We start from the raw sequence: 16,432 nt of genomic DNA on the forward strand, positions 1-16,432 counted from the left end.
CTTCTCCTTCCGTGGGCAAAGTGAATCATACTTCAAGCCAAACTGGAATCCTGAATCCGGTTAACGGCGACACGCTTTAGTCCCGTTGCCGGGCCGTCGCTGACGCATTCCACACGGGCTATGGTAACAACCTATGGTGACATGGGGATGACACAATCCAGGCGGTGTATCGGCCCGTCGGCGAGGATCGCCTGCGCTCTACGCCTCGGACACGATCGCGCTCGTCTCGACCATCTCGGCGAAATCGGATTTCAGATGAGCCATCGTCACGTCGAAGATCGTCCGCGCCGACAGGTGTTCGTCGGGCAGGTCGAAGCCCATCACCGCGTCACGCACGACGATCATCGTGAAGCCGAGATCCGAGCCGGCCCTGACCGTCGTGTTGACGCAGAATCCGGCAACCGCGCCGGTGACGACGAGCGTGTCGATACCGGCGTCGCGCAGGTGCCTTTCCATGTCCGTCGAGGCAAAGGGAGACGAAGTGGACTTGACGAACACCGCTTCGCCTTCGCAAGCCTCCGCACCCGGCATGATCTCCTGGGCAGGGGCGCCCGCATGCATGGGGGACGTCGGGTCGGGCTCGGCATGGCGAACATGGATGACGCTCTCGCCGGCCTTGCGAAATGCCGAAAGAAGCGCTGCGATCCTGTCCATCGCATCGCCATTCACGCAGTCACGCCCGGCATCGAGCCGCTGCTGCATCAGCATCTGCATATCGATAATGACAAGTGCCCGTTTCAATGTCTCGATCCCCTTATGCCCGAAGATGCCATGAGGCGGGCCTAGCACGGGAAGGTGTGGGCGGATAGGGGCGGGAATTGGGGGGCTCCCCACTTCCCCGGACCCGCAAACCGCTCTAAACCCTCACCATGCGCCTTCGCTCCGAAATCTATGTCTCCGCCCTTGTCCGCCGCGTCTTCTCGCAGGGGGGCTTTGCGGCTGTGGAGCACAAGGGGGCGGAGCAGGCAGGGGCGATCTTCATTCGCCAGCGGTTCCGTGACGGACTGGAGAGCCTGTTCGCGCCGGCGCCGCAGAATTTCTTCGATGCGGAGGATGACGGCCAGCGCAAGTTCGAGACGCGGCTGGTCCGGGCGGAGGCGGATGACGTCCGCAAGGCACTGGAAAGCGAGCTGCGCTTCGATCCGGACCTGTGGCTCGTCGAACTTGAAATCGACGAGATCGGCGATCTTTTTCCGGTGGTGACGTCCGGGTGAGGCCTTGCCGCGTCAAGCGGTCTCGATCCGGCAATGCCCAGCCTTGCCTGCGTATCCGCGCCGGGTCAGCGCATGCGTGAGCCGGAAACGCGCCGGCGGATGGTCGCCGACGTCCTGTGCGGCCGATCGTGGAGTTCTATACCCTCAAGATCCTGCCAATAGTCCTGATCCCTGTAGAGATCGTCCCCCGAGGCCTGTTCCTCAGCCACGGATGCGGCGGGAGAGGGGGCCAGAGAGGAGGCAAGGGAAGAGGTAAGGGAGGGGTAAGCCTCGGGTGAGGTGGTGGCGAAGGCGGGTTGCGGATGCGTCTGCCGGTCTGCCCGGCGCCAGCCTTCCACCCGCTCGCCGCAGGCATTCTCGTCGAGCGACTGCCACAGGGCTTCCGCCTCGCTGATGCCGTCTTCCGTCTCCGCCAGATGGCCGTAGAGCCGCGTCAGCACATAGACGGCGTCGGAAAGGTTGAGCCCGAGGCCCTTCAGCACGGTGGCAAGCTGGCGGCCGGAAAGGTCGAGCAGGATGCGTTCGGCAAGCCAGCGGCTCGCGGTCAATATGTCGGAAAGCAGCGAGACGATGAAATCCGCCTCGCGGTTGCGGGCAAAGCGGATGAGCAGCGCTTCCTGCACCGGCGTCAGGCTTCTCAAGCCCAGCCGGTCACCGGGCATGCGCTCCATATGGCCGGCGAGAAGCTTGATGCGGCGGCGCAGGTCTTCTTCGCGCGCAAGCCTTTCGGGATCCTGCGGGCCGACGTCGATGGCCGCTTCCTCTGCTGCGACCGGCGTTTCGGCCGCGCCATTGCGGGCCTGCCGCGCGGCTTCCGGGCGGATACCGACCAGCGCATCGATGACGGCAGGCGACAGCGCCTCGCGCCGCACGATCGCGCGCGCATGCTCTGTTCCCTGGCAGCGGGCGATCGCCACCAGCGCCTCGTCGCTCAGGCAGGTCGAGGTCATCAGGAAAGGGGCTGCAATCGCGATCGGCTGGCTGCCGATGAAGAAGGCGACGGGGCCGGGCACCGTCTTCGACTGCGACAGCGCGGCCACCGCCTGGCGGCGCGCCTCGTCGGAGGAGGCGGAAAACAGCGGCATGAAAAGTTCGGCAAACTGCCGCAGTTCCGAACGGGTCGGATGGGGCAAACCCTCGAAGCTCGTCACAGTGGCCATCAGCACGACGTCCTTCCTGCGCATCGCCTGCGGTCTTTCAAGATCTCGAAACTCACCGGTCACGGGCCAACTCTTCGAACGCAATACAAAACAAAGTCGCCGGAAATACATCACCCGCCGGACGGAACCGGCAGTCGATCGCATCCTACCTTGCCTGGGGAACTCCCGGTGAAGGGTTCAAACGAGCGGGCGCCACATGCCCGCACACCTCGCCCCTCTAGGTGAAAATCATGCTAGGGCGGCAGGGTTAACGCTTGGTGAAGACGCCCCGTTTCGGCACAGCTCCGCTGTGGAAAAACTGCGGCGATCCATGGGATTTGTGACGCGATGCCGGATGGCAGCCTGCGTTTAAAGCATCCGCGACAAAACTTCGTCCCGCTTGACGAACCGGTGCCAGATGACGGCCAGCAGATGCAGGCCGAGTATGGTGAAGAAGGCATAGGCGCCGTATTTGTGGACGGTGCCGACCATTCGGCCGAAAGGCTTGTCCTCGGCAAGAAGGTCGGGCCAGGTGAACAGGCCGAACCACGGCACGGTACGGCCTTCCGACGTTGACGTGATATAGCCCGACAGCGGCATCAACAGCATCAGCAGATAGAGGATGCCGTGTGCCGCATGCGAGGCGATCCGCGTTGCCCGGCCGGGAGTAGCCTTCCATCCGGGCTCGCCGCTCGTCACGCGGATGGGAATGCGCAGCACGATCAGCACCAGCGCGGTCATGCCGAGCGACTTGTGGATGGTCATCAGCAATTCCCGTTGCGGCGAACCGTGTCCAAGATAGGCACAATAGAGCCCGAGCCCGAGTGCGGCGATGATCACCAATGCCATGGCCCAGTGCAGCAGGCGCTGGGCGCCGGTATAGCGCAGCCGTGGCCGCGATGAAGCCGCATCGTGATAAGTGGTCGTCATCGAAGTCTCTCGGGTCTGGCAACAGGGGCGAATCTTGTGCCTCCAGCATGGCATGAAGCCGCTGCGGTTGCGCATTAATTCCCGGCAATGTTGTGTTGCCGTCCCCTGTGCCATCTCTTTCGCCATCGCTCGCCGTCGGCAGAGCGTCCGGCCGGCCGGGATAGATCAGCCGAGGGCAGCTTGCTTCGGAGAGATCACCCGGTTGTCGAGGAGCCGCGTCGTGCCGATCCGCACGAACAGCGCCAGCACCACCGGCGCCGTAATACGGGAAATCCGCTCGAGCGTTTCGGCATCGCGCAGGGCAACGATCTCCGCATCGGCAAGCGGCTCGGTCGCGATCAGTGTCCTTGCCCGCGCTTCCACTTCGTCCGGGTCGGTGATGCCCTCGGCGACCAGTCGCTCGGCCTCGTCGAGCACGCGCGGCAGGATGATTGCCGCCCGCCGCTCTGCGGCGTCGAGATAGACATTGCGCGACGACAGCGCCAGTCCGTCGTGATCGCGCACGGTGGCGACCGGGCAGATCGTCACCGGCATGGCCAGATCCTCCACCATCTGCCGGATGACGATCACCTGCTGGTAGTCCTTCTCGCCGAAATAGGCATTGTCCGGCTGGACGATGTTGAACAGTTTCGAGACGACGGTGGCGACCCCGGCAAAATGTCCCGGCCTGACCTCGCCCTCGAGCTGCCTTCCGATCGCCGGCACGTCGACCACCGCCCGCATCGGGCGAGGATACATGTCCTTCACGCCGGGCGCGAAGAGAATGTCGACGCCCGCTTGCCGCAGAAGCGCTGCATCCCCGTCAAGATTGCGCGGATATGTGTCGAGATCCTCGTTTGCCGAAAACTGCAGCGGATTGACGAAGATCGACACGACCGTCACCGCGTTTTCGGCTCGCGAGCGGGAGACGAGGCCGAGATGGCCGTCATGCAGATACCCCATGGTCGGCACGAAGCCGACGCTCTGCCCCGGCTGCCTGAGGGCGGCGATTGCGCTGCGCAATTCGGTGATGGTGGAAATGATCTGCATGGTGTCTCCAGCCCCTTTGACGTGCCGCACCTCTACAGGAGAGGGGGGCCGACCGGTACCGGCTTTGCTGCAATTCTCGTCTGCCAATGCCGGGAAGGTGGCCGGGATGAGGGCCTTGTTTGCGACAACCCCACAGATTTTTGCCGTTCCCGCATCTATCCGGTGAACCAAATCTGCAACACCGCGTTTCTATGGCGGATCGGACCGATGGAATGCTACCGGGCGTTACATTAGCGTTAACCTCTTGTTTACCGCGTTGTGGCTCACTCGAAGACACAACCGGTCGAATGGCCGGAAACGGGCAGTCGGACGAAATGTCCGTTGCCACCTGCCGGCCGAGGCGGAACCGGTGGATGAACTGTCGCTGCGCCCGGAAAGCGGGCGCTTTGACGAGAAAGGCGCGGATGTCCGGGAACTCCCTAATGAGGAAACGGGTGCGTCAGCCCCTTGAGGGCAGGATGAAATAAAACCGTCTTTCATCCGTCTCGATCCCTTGAATGGAGACGAGCATGGCAGAGATAGTGGTAATGAATGCATGGCGGGACCGACAGGGGAAGAAGGCATCTCCCTCCGGCCAGCGTCGTGACAAGGCAACATCCTCCGATCTCGCACTTGCGGGCGAAGTGGTGATGTTCACCGGCATCCGCTACGAACGCTTCGACGACCGCATGGACCGCAAGGCGGAGAACCACGGCGGCCGCGTCGAGCTGATATAAGAGAAGAGATCGACCGGTCTCTAGGGCTGGCCCCGCGTGCGCCACTGGAAGGGTGCGCAGGTTGCCTGATCGAAAAACTGCGACACGGCCGGCGCGACGCTCTGATGCGTGACGAGCCCCCGTAACACCGCATAGCCTTCCGTCTGCTGGCTCTCGACCAGCACAGTCTGTGAAAATCCGCGCGGCAGGCTCTTGCGCAACACCGCAAGCTGCGCCGGTGTCCCGATCACCACATCCAGAACATGGTCTGCCGATGTCCGGTCGTTGATCGAAAACACCTCGTCCGAAGAGGCATCGAACACGCCGAGCGACCAGAACGGTACGCCGCCATTCGGTGCCGCAAGCCTCACCGGTGCATCGCTGATATCGAACGAGCAGACCGCCGTCTCCATCATCGGATCCTCCTTGGCAAGCCCCGCCCGGTCGGGCTTTTCGCCAAGCCGGTAGAAACGATGGCTCTCACCCTCGGCGATGATCCGCGTATAGGCGTCGTGCTGCGAAAACTGCGGCAGCGAGAAGATGATGATCAGATGCAGAAGTGCCGCGCCGACAAGCCCGGTGACGATGGCAAACAGGATCTTCAGCCAGAGAAAATCACGCCGCAACGAGCCGATCCCCAGAAAGCCAAGAAAGCCACGCAAGCCACGAAAACCGGAAAAATCAGGCATGGCCGCATCCGATCTTGCGGATCGACGGCATGGAAAGGTCGATCAGGCCGGAACTGCCGGCCGCCGGGGTGTCGAGCAGCGTCAGCGTCAGCCGGAACGGCGCCTGTGGCGACACCGCAAGCCAGTTTCCGGCGCGCGCCGTGGCGGCGATGGTAATGTCGGCGGAACCATCGGCTTCGCGCAGCACCATACGGGAATTGAGCGCCGTCGGCCGGTCGGCGCCGAAAGAAGGCGGACGCCCGTCCGGCCCGGTGGCAAACAGCGTCCAGTAGCGCGCCGAAGGCGTATCGCCGGAAAGCGCGTAGCTACAGCTGCCGACCAGCCGCGCGCCGCTGTCATCCGTCGAGGCGATGAAGCTTAAGCCCTCCGCCGTCGCATAGAGCAGCTTTCCCGCATTGGCCCGGTGCGATTTGGCATAAGGGTCTGCATCGGCCGTCTGCGCCTGAGGGAATGCTTCCCACGCGCCGAGCTTGATCGCGCCGAAACCGATCGTGGCATTGAGCGCCAGCCGGGTCGACCAGATCCCGCCCGAAAAGGCGATGGCGAGCGCGATTGCGACGAGAAGGGGAACACGCAACACGACTGATTTTCGTCCTCGAATCCTTTGGCCAAGGGGTAGCATTGATTTGGCCGGGACGAAACCGTGTGCAGCAGGCCACCGATTGTCAGCCATAACGCGATGCGTTATGATTGCCTCATGATCCAGGGGTTTACCGATCGCGAGACCGAGAAAATCTGGTCGGGCATCCGCAGTCGCAAACTGCCTGCCGACATGCAGGCCGTTGCTTTGAGAAAGCTGCGTCTTCTTCATCAGTCACGCAGCCTTTCGGATCTGCGCATCCCGCCCGGCAACCGTCTGGAGGCGCTCAAGGGTGATCTCGCCGGGCGTTTTTCGATCCGCATCAATGACCAATGGCGTATCTGTTTCATCTGGACCGAAGGAGGGCCCACCAATGTCGAAATCGTCGATTACCACGGCTGAAGTCGAATGGTTGCCCAATCCGCATCCGGGCATCATCCTCTTGGAGGACTTCCTCAAACCCATGGAATTGAGCCAGAGCGGGCTTGCCCATGCAATCGGTGTTCCGCCGCGCCGCATCAACGAGATCGTGCTCGGCAAGCGCGCGGTGACCGCCGATACCGATCTCAGGCTTGCCCGTTATTTCGGCCTGTCGGAAGGCTTTTTCCTTGGCCTGCAGGCCGATTACGACCTGATGCAGCGCCGCCGGGAACTGGGAAGCGCGCTTGAACGGATTAGTCCGCGAGCTGCCTGACAGGTCGCTTTCAAGTCAGCCCTCACGGTATCGTATTCGTCCGGATCGGGCTTACCACCGCCTTGCCCTTGCGTACATCGCCGGTGCGGAGGCTGTCCGTGCCAGGCCCCAGCAGGGAAGCGGGCACGGCCGCGGGCTTTGCAGCATCGGCGAATTTTTCCGGGTCGGCGGTGATCGGCGGGGCGGTCTTCAGCATCTGGGCGATCTGCTTCAAGACGCGGGTCGTCTCCGAAGACAGGGAGCGCGGCCGCGTCAGCGCCAGGATTGCCGGGTCGGTATCCTTGCGCTCGGCCACCGTGTCGCCCTTGCGGTGGGTGCCGGTCGGCAGCGGATTGTCGATGCCGGGAATGGCGCGAAGCTCGACGCCCTGATGCGCATAGTCCATCAGCTTCTTGAACGCCATTGCCGGCAGCGTGCCGCCGGTCATGTTGTTCATCGGCGAATAGTCGTCGTTACCAAACCATACGGCGGTCGTGTAATTGCCGGTAAAGCCGATGAACCAGGCGTCGCGATAGTTCTGCGACGTGCCGGTCTTGCCGCCGGTGACGATGCCGCCGTCGAGCGCTGCCCGCCTTGCCGTGCCGATCACCGGGATCTGGGTGAGGATGCGGTTCATCGACGAGACCGCCTGTTCAGACAGCACGCGCTTGGCCGCCGGTTCGTCGCGGTTGAAATCGTAGAGAACCTCGCCGCCATAGCCCTGCACCTGCTCGATCCCGTGGCGGCGTGACTGCATGCCGCCGGCCGGCATCACCGCATAACCGGTCGCCTGGTCGAGAACCGTCACTTCCGAGGTGCCGAGCGGCACCGTCTTGTCTTTCCGAAGCGGCGTCTCGACGCCGAAGGCCTTCGCCGTCTTCACGATCGCATCGATGCCGAGATATTCTTTCGCAAGCCGCACCGGCACCGTGTTGAGCGATGCCGCCATGGCCGCAAGCAGCGTCACCTTGCCCTTGTAGGACCGTTCGTAATTCTGCGGCGACCAGCCGTTCCAGGTGATCGGCGCATCCGAGATCGTCGTCTCCGGCGTGAACCCGTGCTCCATCGCCGTCGAATAGGTATAGAGCTTGAAGGAGGAACCGGGCTGCCGCAGCGCCTTGGTGGCGCGGTTGAACTGGCTTTCGCCATAGTCGCGGCCGCCGACCATGGCGCGAACCGCCCCGCCATTCTCGATCATCACAAGCGCGCCCTGCTTGACCTTGTAGTTCTCGCCATATTCGCGAAGGCTCGATTCCATCGCCGCATCCGCCGCCTGCTGCAGGCCGGTATCGATCGTGGTGCGCACCACGAGCGAATGTTCCTTGATCTTGCCTTCCGCCGCCAGCCGCTGCACCTCGTCGAAGGCCCAGTCGAGGAAATAGTCCGGTGCCTTCACCTCGGCCCGGTCGATCGCGGTCGCCGGGTTGCGCCGTGCCCCGATCACCTGGCCCTCGGACATGAAGCCGCTCTGCACCAGGTTGGACAAGACGTCATTGGCACGCGCGCGCGCCGCCGGCAGGTTGACATGCGGCGCGTATTTCGCCGGTGCCTTGAACAGGCCGGCCAGCATGGCGCTTTCGGCAAGATTGATATCGGTGACGTTCTTGCCGAAATAAAACTGTGCCGCCGCCGCCACACCGAATGTGCCGCCGCCCATATAGGCGCGGTCGAGATAGAGCGACAGGATCTCCTTCTTCGACAGGTTGGCCTCGAGCCACACCGACAGGAAGGCTTCCTTGACCTTGCGCTCGATCGACCGCTCGTTGGTCAAAAACAGGTTCTTGGCGAGCTGCTGGGTCAGCGTCGAGCCGCCCTGCACGACACCGCCCGCCTTGGCGTTTTCGGTGAGTGCGCGGGCGAGCCCGATGAAATCGATGCCGTAATGGTCGAAGAAGCGTCGGTCCTCGGTCGCCAGCACCGCCTTGATCAGCGTATCCGGCAATTGGTCGATCGGCACGGAATCCTCGTGAATGATGCCGCGATGGCCGATCACGTTGCCGTAGCGATCGAGGAAGGTGACGGCAAAGTCGCCGCGATTGCGCCAGTCTTCCTTGGTCTCCTCGAAGGCGGGCATGGCAAGCGCCAGCAGCACCAGGGCGCCGGCGGTGCCGAGCGTCATCGCCTCTCCGGCAAGTTCGAAAACGAGCTTTTTCCAGCCGCGCACCCGGAAACGGCGGAAGAAGATGGTGATCTCCTCCCACAGTTCGGCAAGCTTGAAGCCGAGGTTCCAGACGGTCGAATCGATCCAGCTGTCGATACGCAGCAGCAGGTGGCGCTTCTTGCGCGGCCGTTCCTCAGGTGACGTCGATCGGTCCTTGGGTTCGTCCTGCAACTTCTTTCCCCCGTCCGCAAAAGCCCTTGGAACCCCATGAGACCCAGGGAAACATTGCGTTTGGCTTGACGTAGCGCCTGACAACGATCAAGAGCATAAGTTGGCCACGGTTAATCAGCATTAGCTGACAATTGGTTGATGCGCGATCCTAAAATCGCAACATGCAAGGGGCGGCCGACACGATTTGTATCGTCCTGCCGCAAAAGTGATGATGAACGATCTGCCTTTCTGGAAACTGAAGACGCTCGACGAAATGAGCCAGAGCGAATGGGAAAGCCTGTGCGACGGCTGTGGCCTCTGTTGTCTCAACAAGCTCGAGGACTGGGACACCGGCGATGTCGTGTTCACCTCGGTCGCCTGTCGCCTGCTCGATGGTAAGAGCTGTCGCTGCAGCGATTATCCCAATCGCCAGAAGACTGTGCCGGACTGTATCCAGCTCACCCCGCAGGAAGTGCGCGAGATCCACTGGCTGCCGCCGACCTGCGGCTATCGGCTGGTGCGCGATGGCGAGGATCTCTACTGGTGGCATCCGCTCGTATCCGGCGATCCGGACACCGTCCACGTGGCCGGCATCTCCGCCCGCGGCCGCACCGTCAGTGAACTGCAAGTCGATGTCGACGATTTCGAAGACTATGTCGTCGACTGGCCGTTGCATGTCGGAGAGACTGAGCGCGCCGAAAAGGCTTAAGAGTCAATGGCAAGAGATGGTTCGCTCCGCAACGTACGGTAGCGTACCAAAGAAATAAATTTCTCTCGCCATGACGTTTTTCTATGTCATTTAACGCATATATTGTTGATGGGGTGGGCAATACACTCTGCCCGAACGGACAATAGGCGTGAATGTCGTGGTGAATGCTCAAGGCAGTATGGCAGATCGGCTGTATGAGGCAGCTCTTGTTCCGGAATTGTGGACGGAGACTTGCGAGCGGCTGGCCATGGAAGCCGGATCGTCGACCGCCTCGATCTTCACTGTCGATGCCAATGGCAGGCATCGCTATGTGACGACGCCCAATATTGCCGATCTGTTCGCCAAATTCGTCTCAAGCGACCTGAGGTTTCAGAACCCGCGCCCGGCGCGCGCCATGCAGGTCTCGCCCTTCTCCTTCGTGCGCACCTCCGATATCCTGACGGAGGAGGAGATGCAGGGTGACGTGATCGCCCGCGAATTCCTGAAACCCCACGGCATCGATTGGGAAGCCGGCTGGGCCTTTCAGGAGCCGACCGGCCACGTCATCGTCATCACCCTGATGCGCAAGGCCGGCCTCGACAATTTCACCCATGAGCAGATCGCCAGACTGAACGACCTGAAGCCGGATCTCGCCCGTGCCGCCTACATGGCCTCGCGTCTTGCCTTCAACGAGGCGCGCTCGATGACGGAGACGCTTTCCATGCTCGGCCTTCCGGCCGCCGTCATCGGCGATACCGGCCAGATGATCGCCTCCAATCCCGAAATGGAGGCGTTGTCGCCGCGTATCCGCACCGGTGCCGGCGACAGGATCGTGCTGGAAAGTTCGGGCGCCCGCGCGCTGCTCGACGAGGCGATCGAACGCTACAAGGCGCAGGCCGCGCCGACCGTGCAATCGGTGCCGATGGTGTCGCTTCGGGACGGAACGCCGCCGCTGATCCTGCATCTGATGCCGGTGCGTCGTGCGGCGCGCGATATCTTTTCCCGTTCCATGGCGGTTCTCGCCGTCACCCAGGTCGGCCAGGTCGGGCCGCCGGACATGCGGGTTCTCTGCGGCCTCTTCGACCTGACGCCGGCCGAAGCACGTGTCGCCCGCGGGATCGCCATGGCCCAGACGCCCGAAATGGTGGCAGCAGCCCTCGGCATCTCGCTGGAAACCGCCCGCTCGCATCTGAAGCGCATCATGCAGAAGACCGGCACGACGCGCCAGGCCGAACTCGTCCTGCTCCTGTCGGGCCTCAACACGCCGGGCACAGGGCAGGGCGGACGCTGAACCCGAGCCGCAGTCACACTTTCCACCCTTAAGAGGTGGACGCTCCGTTTTCGCCCCCTATCTTCCCCTCCGTCTCCATGGCCTGTCGTCCGGCGGGCCTTCTCACGACCGAGGACTGTGATCGAGGGGGAATACCCGACATGCTGATCAAGTATGCCGCAACGCTTGCCGACCGGATGTTCGAAAAGCGCCTGGCCGGACCGGGCCAGAAGAAGCGCTGGGACGGGCTTTATCAGGTTCCCGTCAAGGAACTGGAGGCTCGGGCCAAGGCAGGCGAAGCCGATGCCGCCTTCGTGCTGGGTGACATGTTCGATCAGGGCAGCAACGGCGTCACGCGCGATCTCGTGATTGCGCTCGACTGGTATCATCATGCCGCCAAGCTCGGCCATGGCGATGCGATGAACAATATCGGCAGCATGTACGAGCATGGCGACGGCCCGCTGAAAATCGATCTCGACAAGGCGCGCGACTATTACGAGAAGGGTACCAAAGCCGGCTGCGGCACGGCAGCCAACAATCTCGGCCATTTCTATGCCAAAGGCGTGGCGGGCCTGAAACAGAACCAGCGCAAGGCGTTCAAGCTGTTTCGCAAGGGTGCCGGATGGGGAGATGGCAATGCCATGATCGGCCTCGGCCTGCGCTACGAAGAAGGGCGCGGCACCCGCCGCCATCCCATCAGGGCGGTCTACTGGTATCGCCGCGCCATGCAGGAGGGCAAGTCCGGCGGTGCGCAGAATCTCGGTGTTGCCTATCACCGTGGCAGCTTCGTCCGTGCCAATCCGAAAAAGGCCGTGGCGCTTTTCCGCGAGGCTCTGCCCGGCGGCATGGGCAACACGCCCTTCATGCTGGCGCTGGCTTATGAGCGGGGCAGCGGCGTCGAGCGCGATCTTTCCGAGGCGCTCTATTATTTTCGCATGGCCGACGACCGGGGTTACAAGGCTGCCGCCGAAGGCATCGACCGTGTGCTTGCTGCAATGGGCGAGGAGTTTTCAACCGCCCTTGCGCCGGAAGATCGTCTGGAAGACCTTCGCCAGATGATCCGCGATCCGAACCGCACCTTCAGCGTTCAGGCGCTGCTGCTCGAACTCGCGCGTGTGTGCGAGCAGCTGGTGGACGACAAGGGAAATCCGGCGGCCGACACGCCCTATGTGCTCGGCAAGTCCACGATGATCCGCGGTTTCGTCCTGTGGAAACAGGGCAATCCCGAGCATGAGGGCCCGGTCGAGACGGCGCTTGCCATTGACGAGAAACATCCGTTCATGACGCCGGGCGAGCGCGTCTCGCTCCTGACCTCGAGGGCCGTCACCCTCGGCCGTCATGGCAAGTGGGACGAGGCGATCGCCCTCCACCGCCGCGTCCTTGCCATACTGGAAAAGGACCCGCCGCCGGAAGAGGTCGTCACCCTCGGCGCCATGGTCGATCTCGCCTATTGTCTGCATGAGAATGATGAGTTCGACGAGGCGCAAAGGGTGAATGCGGAAGTTCTGTCGCGCGCCGAACGGGCCTTCGGCATGGAGGATACCCGTCTGCTGCGGGTGCTTTCCAATCTTGCCCAGAACGAGTTTGCCCTCGACCGGCCCGAGCGCTCGGTGGCCCTTCTGAAACAGCGACTGGCGATCGCCGAAAAGGAGGGACTGCTGGAGGTGATCGATGAGACGCTGCGCGATCTGGCCATTGCGAGCTTCCATATCGGCGAGCGCGACGAGGCCGAACAGCTGTTTCGCCGCCGCATCGCGCTGGTGGAAAAGAACGGTGACAGCCGCGATATCGAACAGGCCCGCCGCGATCTGGAGGAACTCTTCTCGCGGGAATGAAGCCTTGGCGGCAATTTGTCCGCGATCGGCAGGTGCGTGCCCCTTGACCTTCCCATGATGGGAAGCCTTACATGGGAATGCGAAAGGATCGCATCCCATGACCCAGCTCGTTTCAAATCAGGTTCCAGACCATGTCTCAGGCCATCTGCCAGACGATGTATCGGACAAGGCATCGCTCCGTTTCGAGCCGCTGACCATTCCCGTCGAAGGCATGCATTGCGCCTCCTGCGTGCGCCGGGTGGAGACGGGCGCGGCCAAGCTCCCCGGCATCACCTCGAGCGCCGTCAATTTTGCGACGAAGAAGCTGACGGTGGAGACGGGCGAGGGGTTCGATCCAGAGGTTCTGGAAAAGACCATCCGCAAGCTCGGCTACGAAGTCCCCGCCGGCGCCATGGACCATGCGCTGCGCGAAGCGGGGATGGTGGTGGATGGCCTTGGGCCGGAAAGCCATACCGATGGAAACACCCCCTCTGGCCTGCCGGCCATCTCCCCCACAAGGGGGGAGAAGACTCGCGGCTACCGCCCGCTTCATTTGGGGCACGGCGGCTCGGCTGGGTTAAGCCCTCCCCCTTGTGGGGGTCCGAAGGACGGGTTGAGACCGGTGACTCAACCCCGGCATGGTGGGGAGGGGTATTCCTCTCTATCCGCGCCGTCGGCCCACAACCACGCAGCCGCCCACGACCACGCCCACATGCATCACGGCGAGCAGACAGCGCTGAAGCGTGATCTCGCCATCGCCTTCATTCTCACCCTGCCGCTTTTCGTGCTGGAGATGACCGGCCATGTCTACGCGCCCTTCCATCACTGGCTGATGGGCGTCATCGACACGCAGAACCTTTATTATCTCTATTTTGTCCTGGCCACGGCGGTCATCTTCTGGCCCGGCTTGCGCTTCATCCGCATCGGCCTGCCAGCGCTCTTTCGGGGTTATCCCGAGATGAATTCGCTGGTCGCCGTCGGCGTGCTGGCGGCCTATCTCTATTCGCTGGTCACGACCTTCGCGCCCGGCCTCCTGCCGGAGGAGGCCCGCTACGTTTATTATGAAGCCGCCACCGTCATCGTCACGCTGATCCTCTTCGGCCGGTTGATGGAAGCGCGTGCCACCGGCCGCACCGGGGCGGCGATCGAAAAACTCGCCGGCCTGCAGGCAAAGACCGCCCGCGTCGAGCGTGACGGTCGCGAGATCGATGTGCCAGTGGCAGAGGTCGTCCCCGGAGATATCCTCGTCATCCGTCCGGGCGAGCGCATCCCCGTCGACGGCACGGTGATCGACGGTCAGTCCAATATCGACGAATCGATGATATCCGGCGAGCCGATCCCGGTGTCGAAATCCGCCGGCGCCACCGTCATCGGCGGCACGGTCAACACCACCGGCTCGCTGCGCTTCACGGCCGAGAAGGTCGGCCGCGACACGATGCTTTCCGGCATCATCCGCATGGTCGAGCAGGCGCAGGGGGCAAAGCTGCCGATCCAGACGATGATCGACCGAGTGACCGCATGGTTCGTGCCGGCGGTGATCGGGCTCGCCGTCGCAACCTTCGTCATCTGGTATATCGCAGGCCCCGAGCCGAAAATCACCCATGCGCTGATCTCGGCCGTCGCCGTCCTCATCATCGCCTGCCCCTGCGCCATGGGGCTTGCCGTTCCCGTCTCGATCGTCGGCGGCGGCGGGCGTGCGGCCGAGCTCGGCGTGCTGTTCCGCAGGGGTGACGCGCTGCAGGGGCTGCAGGATGTCTCGACCGTCGTCGTCGACAAGACCGGCACCATCACCAGGGGCCGGCCGGAACTGACCGATTTCATCCTGGCCGACGGCCTTGACGAGGCCGAAACGCTGGCGCTTATTGCCGCCGTCGAGGCGCGCTCGGAACATCCGATCGCCGCCGCCATCGTCAAGGCCGCCACGCAGAAAGGCTTGGCCGTTCCGCAGACCGAGGACTTCTCCTCCGTCACCGGCTACGGCATCCGCGCAAATGTCTCCGGCCACGAGATCGCCGTCGGCGCCGACCGCTACATGGAAAAGCTCGGCGTTTCGGTCCAACCTTTCGCCGAGGCCGCAGGCCGGCTGGGCGGCGAGGGCAAGACCCCGCTCTATGCCGCGATCGACGGCAGGCTTGCCGCCATCATCGCCGTCGCCGACCCGTTGAAGCCATCGAGCATCGCAGCGATCCGCGCGCTGAAGGAGATGGGCGTCGAGGTCGCCATGGTCACCGGCGACAACCGCCGCACGGCAGAAGCGATCGCCCGACAGGTCGGCATCGACAAGGTGGTCGCCGAAGTCCTGCCCGAGGGCAAGGTCGAGGCGGTGCATGCCCTGCGCGGCAAGGACTTCAAGAAACTCGCTTTCGTCGGCGACGGCATCAATGATGCGCCGGCACTCGCCGAGGCCGATATCGGCATTGCCATCGGCACCGGCACGGATGTGGCGATCGAAAGCGCCGATGTGGTTCTGGTCGGTGGCGAACTGACCGGCGTCGCCGCCGCCATCGCCGTCTCCCGCGCGACGATGAAGAACATCCGCCAGAACCTGTTCTGGGCCTTCGGCTACAATGTCGCACTGATCCCGCTTGCTGCCGGTGCGCTCTATCCGGCCTTCGGCATCACGCTCTCGCCGATGATCGGCGCCGCCGCCATGGCCATGTCGAGCGTCTTCGTGCTTGGCAATGCGCTGCGGCTGAAGACTTTCAGGCCGGCGGCCACACTGGAGACAAAGGCATGAATATCGGCGAAGCATCCGGCGCATCCGGCGTCTCGGCCAAGATGATCCGCTATTACGAGCAGATCGGCCTGATTTCGCCGAAGGGACGGACCGAGAGCAATTACCGGCTCTATGGCGAGGACGAGGTGCATGTGCTGCGTTTCATCAAGCGCGCCCGCTCGCTCGGCTTCTCGCTGGAAGAGACCGAGACGCTGCTGAAACTCTGGCAGGACAAGAGCCGCGAAAGTTCGGCCGTCAAGGAAGTGGCCACCACCCATATCGAGGATCTCGAACGCCGCATCGCCGAGATGCAGGCCATGGTCGAGACACTGAAACATCTCGCCCATTGCTGCGGCGGCGACCACCGCCCCGATTGCCCGATCCTGGACGATCTGGCCGGCGCAAAACCCGGAAGCCCGAAACATGACCATCACGCATAACCATCTCATCAATCAGGAGTTTCTGACATGACCAGTATTTTCACCGTATCCGACATGACCTGTGGCCATTGCGAAAAGACCGTGCGCGCCGCCCTTGAGGAAGCGCTTCCGGGTGCGGCCGTCACCATCGATCTTTCCGCCCGCAAGGTCACCGTCGAGGGCGACCGCGAAAAGGCCGAGGAAGCCATCCGCGAGGCAGGCTACACGCCGCAAGCCGCTTGAACGGAGACTTGAAAAGTAATAC

17 protein-coding genes are annotated in these 16,432 nt (G+C 63.0%); 10 read left to right on the forward strand and 7 right to left on the reverse strand.

The features are described from left to right. Positions 1 to 198 precede the first annotated feature (198 nt). Positions 199 to 741 (reverse strand): isochorismatase family protein, encoded by a 543-nt coding sequence (locus NCHU2750_RS03920; protein ID WP_119939270.1) that lies wholly within the window; start codon positions 739 to 741, stop codon positions 199 to 201. A 128-nt stretch (positions 742 to 869) separates the two neighbouring features. Between NCHU2750_RS03920 and NCHU2750_RS03925 the strand changes: the two genes are divergently transcribed. Then, positions 870 to 1,214, forward strand: coding sequence for a DUF1491 family protein (locus tag NCHU2750_RS03925; protein WP_119939271.1), 345 nt, complete (start codon positions 870 to 872; stop codon positions 1,212 to 1,214). A gap of 65 nt (positions 1,215 to 1,279) precedes the next feature. Here NCHU2750_RS03925 and NCHU2750_RS03930 read toward each other — a convergent pair whose 3' ends face one another. The 3 genes from NCHU2750_RS03930 to panC all read right to left on the reverse strand — a co-directional run bounded on the left by NCHU2750_RS03930 (position 1,280) and on the right by panC (position 4,312). Further along, entirely contained in the window at positions 1,280 to 2,437 is a 1,158-nt protein-coding gene (locus NCHU2750_RS03930; RefSeq protein WP_119939272.1) for a DUF2336 domain-containing protein, read from the reverse strand. A 285-nt stretch (positions 2,438 to 2,722) separates the two neighbouring features. Beyond that, a complete protein-coding gene (locus tag NCHU2750_RS03935; protein WP_119939273.1) occupies positions 2,723 to 3,283 on the reverse strand; it encodes a cytochrome b in 561 nt (186 codons plus the stop codon). A 165-nt stretch (positions 3,284 to 3,448) separates the two neighbouring features. Beyond that, complete coding sequence (gene panC / locus NCHU2750_RS03940) at positions 3,449 to 4,312, reverse strand: pantoate--beta-alanine ligase (protein ID WP_119939274.1); 864 nt, start codon at positions 4,310 to 4,312, stop codon at positions 3,449 to 3,451. 509 nt (positions 4,313 to 4,821) lie between these two features. On the opposite strand from panC, the gene NCHU2750_RS03945 reads away from it, so the two are divergent. Then, on the forward strand, positions 4,822 to 5,028 hold the full coding sequence (locus tag NCHU2750_RS03945) for a hypothetical protein (protein ID WP_162939479.1): 207 nt from the start codon (positions 4,822 to 4,824) through the stop codon (positions 5,026 to 5,028). A gap of 20 nt (positions 5,029 to 5,048) precedes the next feature. Here the strand turns inward: NCHU2750_RS03945 and NCHU2750_RS03950 are convergent, their stop codons facing one another. Together NCHU2750_RS03950 and NCHU2750_RS03955 are read right to left on the reverse strand one after the other, a co-directional pair. After that, a complete protein-coding gene (locus tag NCHU2750_RS03950; RefSeq protein WP_119939276.1) occupies positions 5,049 to 5,696 on the reverse strand; it encodes a DUF1254 domain-containing protein in 648 nt (215 codons plus the stop codon). Beyond that, the gene (locus tag NCHU2750_RS03955) at positions 5,689 to 6,276 is read right to left on the reverse strand and encodes a DUF1214 domain-containing protein (RefSeq protein ID WP_119939277.1); all 588 of its coding nucleotides are present in this window, start codon (positions 6,274 to 6,276) and stop codon (positions 5,689 to 5,691) included. The genes NCHU2750_RS03950 and NCHU2750_RS03955 overlap by 8 nt, the downstream gene beginning before the upstream one ends. Positions 6,277 to 6,393: 117 nt before the next feature. Here NCHU2750_RS03955 and NCHU2750_RS03960 point away from each other — a divergent pair, with 117 nt between their 5' ends. Then, the gene (locus NCHU2750_RS03960; RefSeq protein WP_119942901.1) at positions 6,394 to 6,678 is read left to right on the forward strand and encodes a type II toxin-antitoxin system RelE/ParE family toxin; all 285 of its coding nucleotides are present in this window, start codon (positions 6,394 to 6,396) and stop codon (positions 6,676 to 6,678) included. Beyond that, positions 6,650 to 6,970, forward strand: coding sequence for a HigA family addiction module antitoxin (locus tag NCHU2750_RS03965; protein ID WP_119939278.1), 321 nt, complete (start codon positions 6,650 to 6,652; stop codon positions 6,968 to 6,970). Before NCHU2750_RS03960 ends, NCHU2750_RS03965 begins: the two co-directional genes overlap by 29 nt. Positions 6,971 to 6,992: 22 nt before the next feature. Here NCHU2750_RS03965 and NCHU2750_RS03970 read toward each other — a convergent pair whose 3' ends face one another. Beyond that, on the reverse strand, positions 6,993 to 9,281 hold the full coding sequence (locus tag NCHU2750_RS03970; RefSeq protein ID WP_119939279.1) for a transglycosylase domain-containing protein: 2,289 nt from the start codon (positions 9,279 to 9,281) through the stop codon (positions 6,993 to 6,995). Between the two features lie 211 nt (positions 9,282 to 9,492). Here NCHU2750_RS03970 and NCHU2750_RS03975 point away from each other — a divergent pair, with 211 nt between their 5' ends. From NCHU2750_RS03975 to NCHU2750_RS04000, 6 genes are all read left to right on the forward strand, one after another. After that, complete coding sequence (locus NCHU2750_RS03975; protein WP_119942903.1) at positions 9,493 to 9,969, forward strand: YcgN family cysteine cluster protein; 477 nt, start codon at positions 9,493 to 9,495, stop codon at positions 9,967 to 9,969. A 178-nt stretch (positions 9,970 to 10,147) separates the two neighbouring features. Continuing rightward, complete coding sequence (locus NCHU2750_RS03980; protein ID WP_119939280.1) at positions 10,148 to 11,239, forward strand: helix-turn-helix transcriptional regulator; 1,092 nt, start codon at positions 10,148 to 10,150, stop codon at positions 11,237 to 11,239. A gap of 140 nt (positions 11,240 to 11,379) precedes the next feature. Further along, positions 11,380 to 13,053, forward strand: coding sequence for an SEL1-like repeat protein (locus NCHU2750_RS03985; protein ID WP_162939480.1), 1,674 nt, complete (start codon positions 11,380 to 11,382; stop codon positions 13,051 to 13,053). Between the two features lie 211 nt (positions 13,054 to 13,264). After that, a complete protein-coding gene (locus NCHU2750_RS03990) occupies positions 13,265 to 15,769 on the forward strand; it encodes a heavy metal translocating P-type ATPase (RefSeq protein WP_245480382.1) in 2,505 nt (834 codons plus the stop codon). Then, complete coding sequence (gene cueR, locus NCHU2750_RS03995; protein ID WP_119939283.1) at positions 15,766 to 16,188, forward strand: Cu(I)-responsive transcriptional regulator; 423 nt, start codon at positions 15,766 to 15,768, stop codon at positions 16,186 to 16,188. The genes NCHU2750_RS03990 and cueR overlap by 4 nt, the downstream gene beginning before the upstream one ends. Before the next feature lie 27 nt (positions 16,189 to 16,215). Further along, positions 16,216 to 16,410, forward strand: a complete 195-nt coding sequence (locus NCHU2750_RS04000; RefSeq protein ID WP_119939284.1) for a heavy-metal-associated domain-containing protein — start codon at positions 16,216 to 16,218, stop codon at positions 16,408 to 16,410. The last annotated feature ends 22 nt before the right edge of the window (positions 16,411 to 16,432 follow it).

The sequence above is a fragment of the Neorhizobium sp. NCHU2750 genome, from assembly GCF_003597675.1.
GTDB lineage: Bacteria > Pseudomonadota > Alphaproteobacteria > Rhizobiales > Rhizobiaceae > Neorhizobium.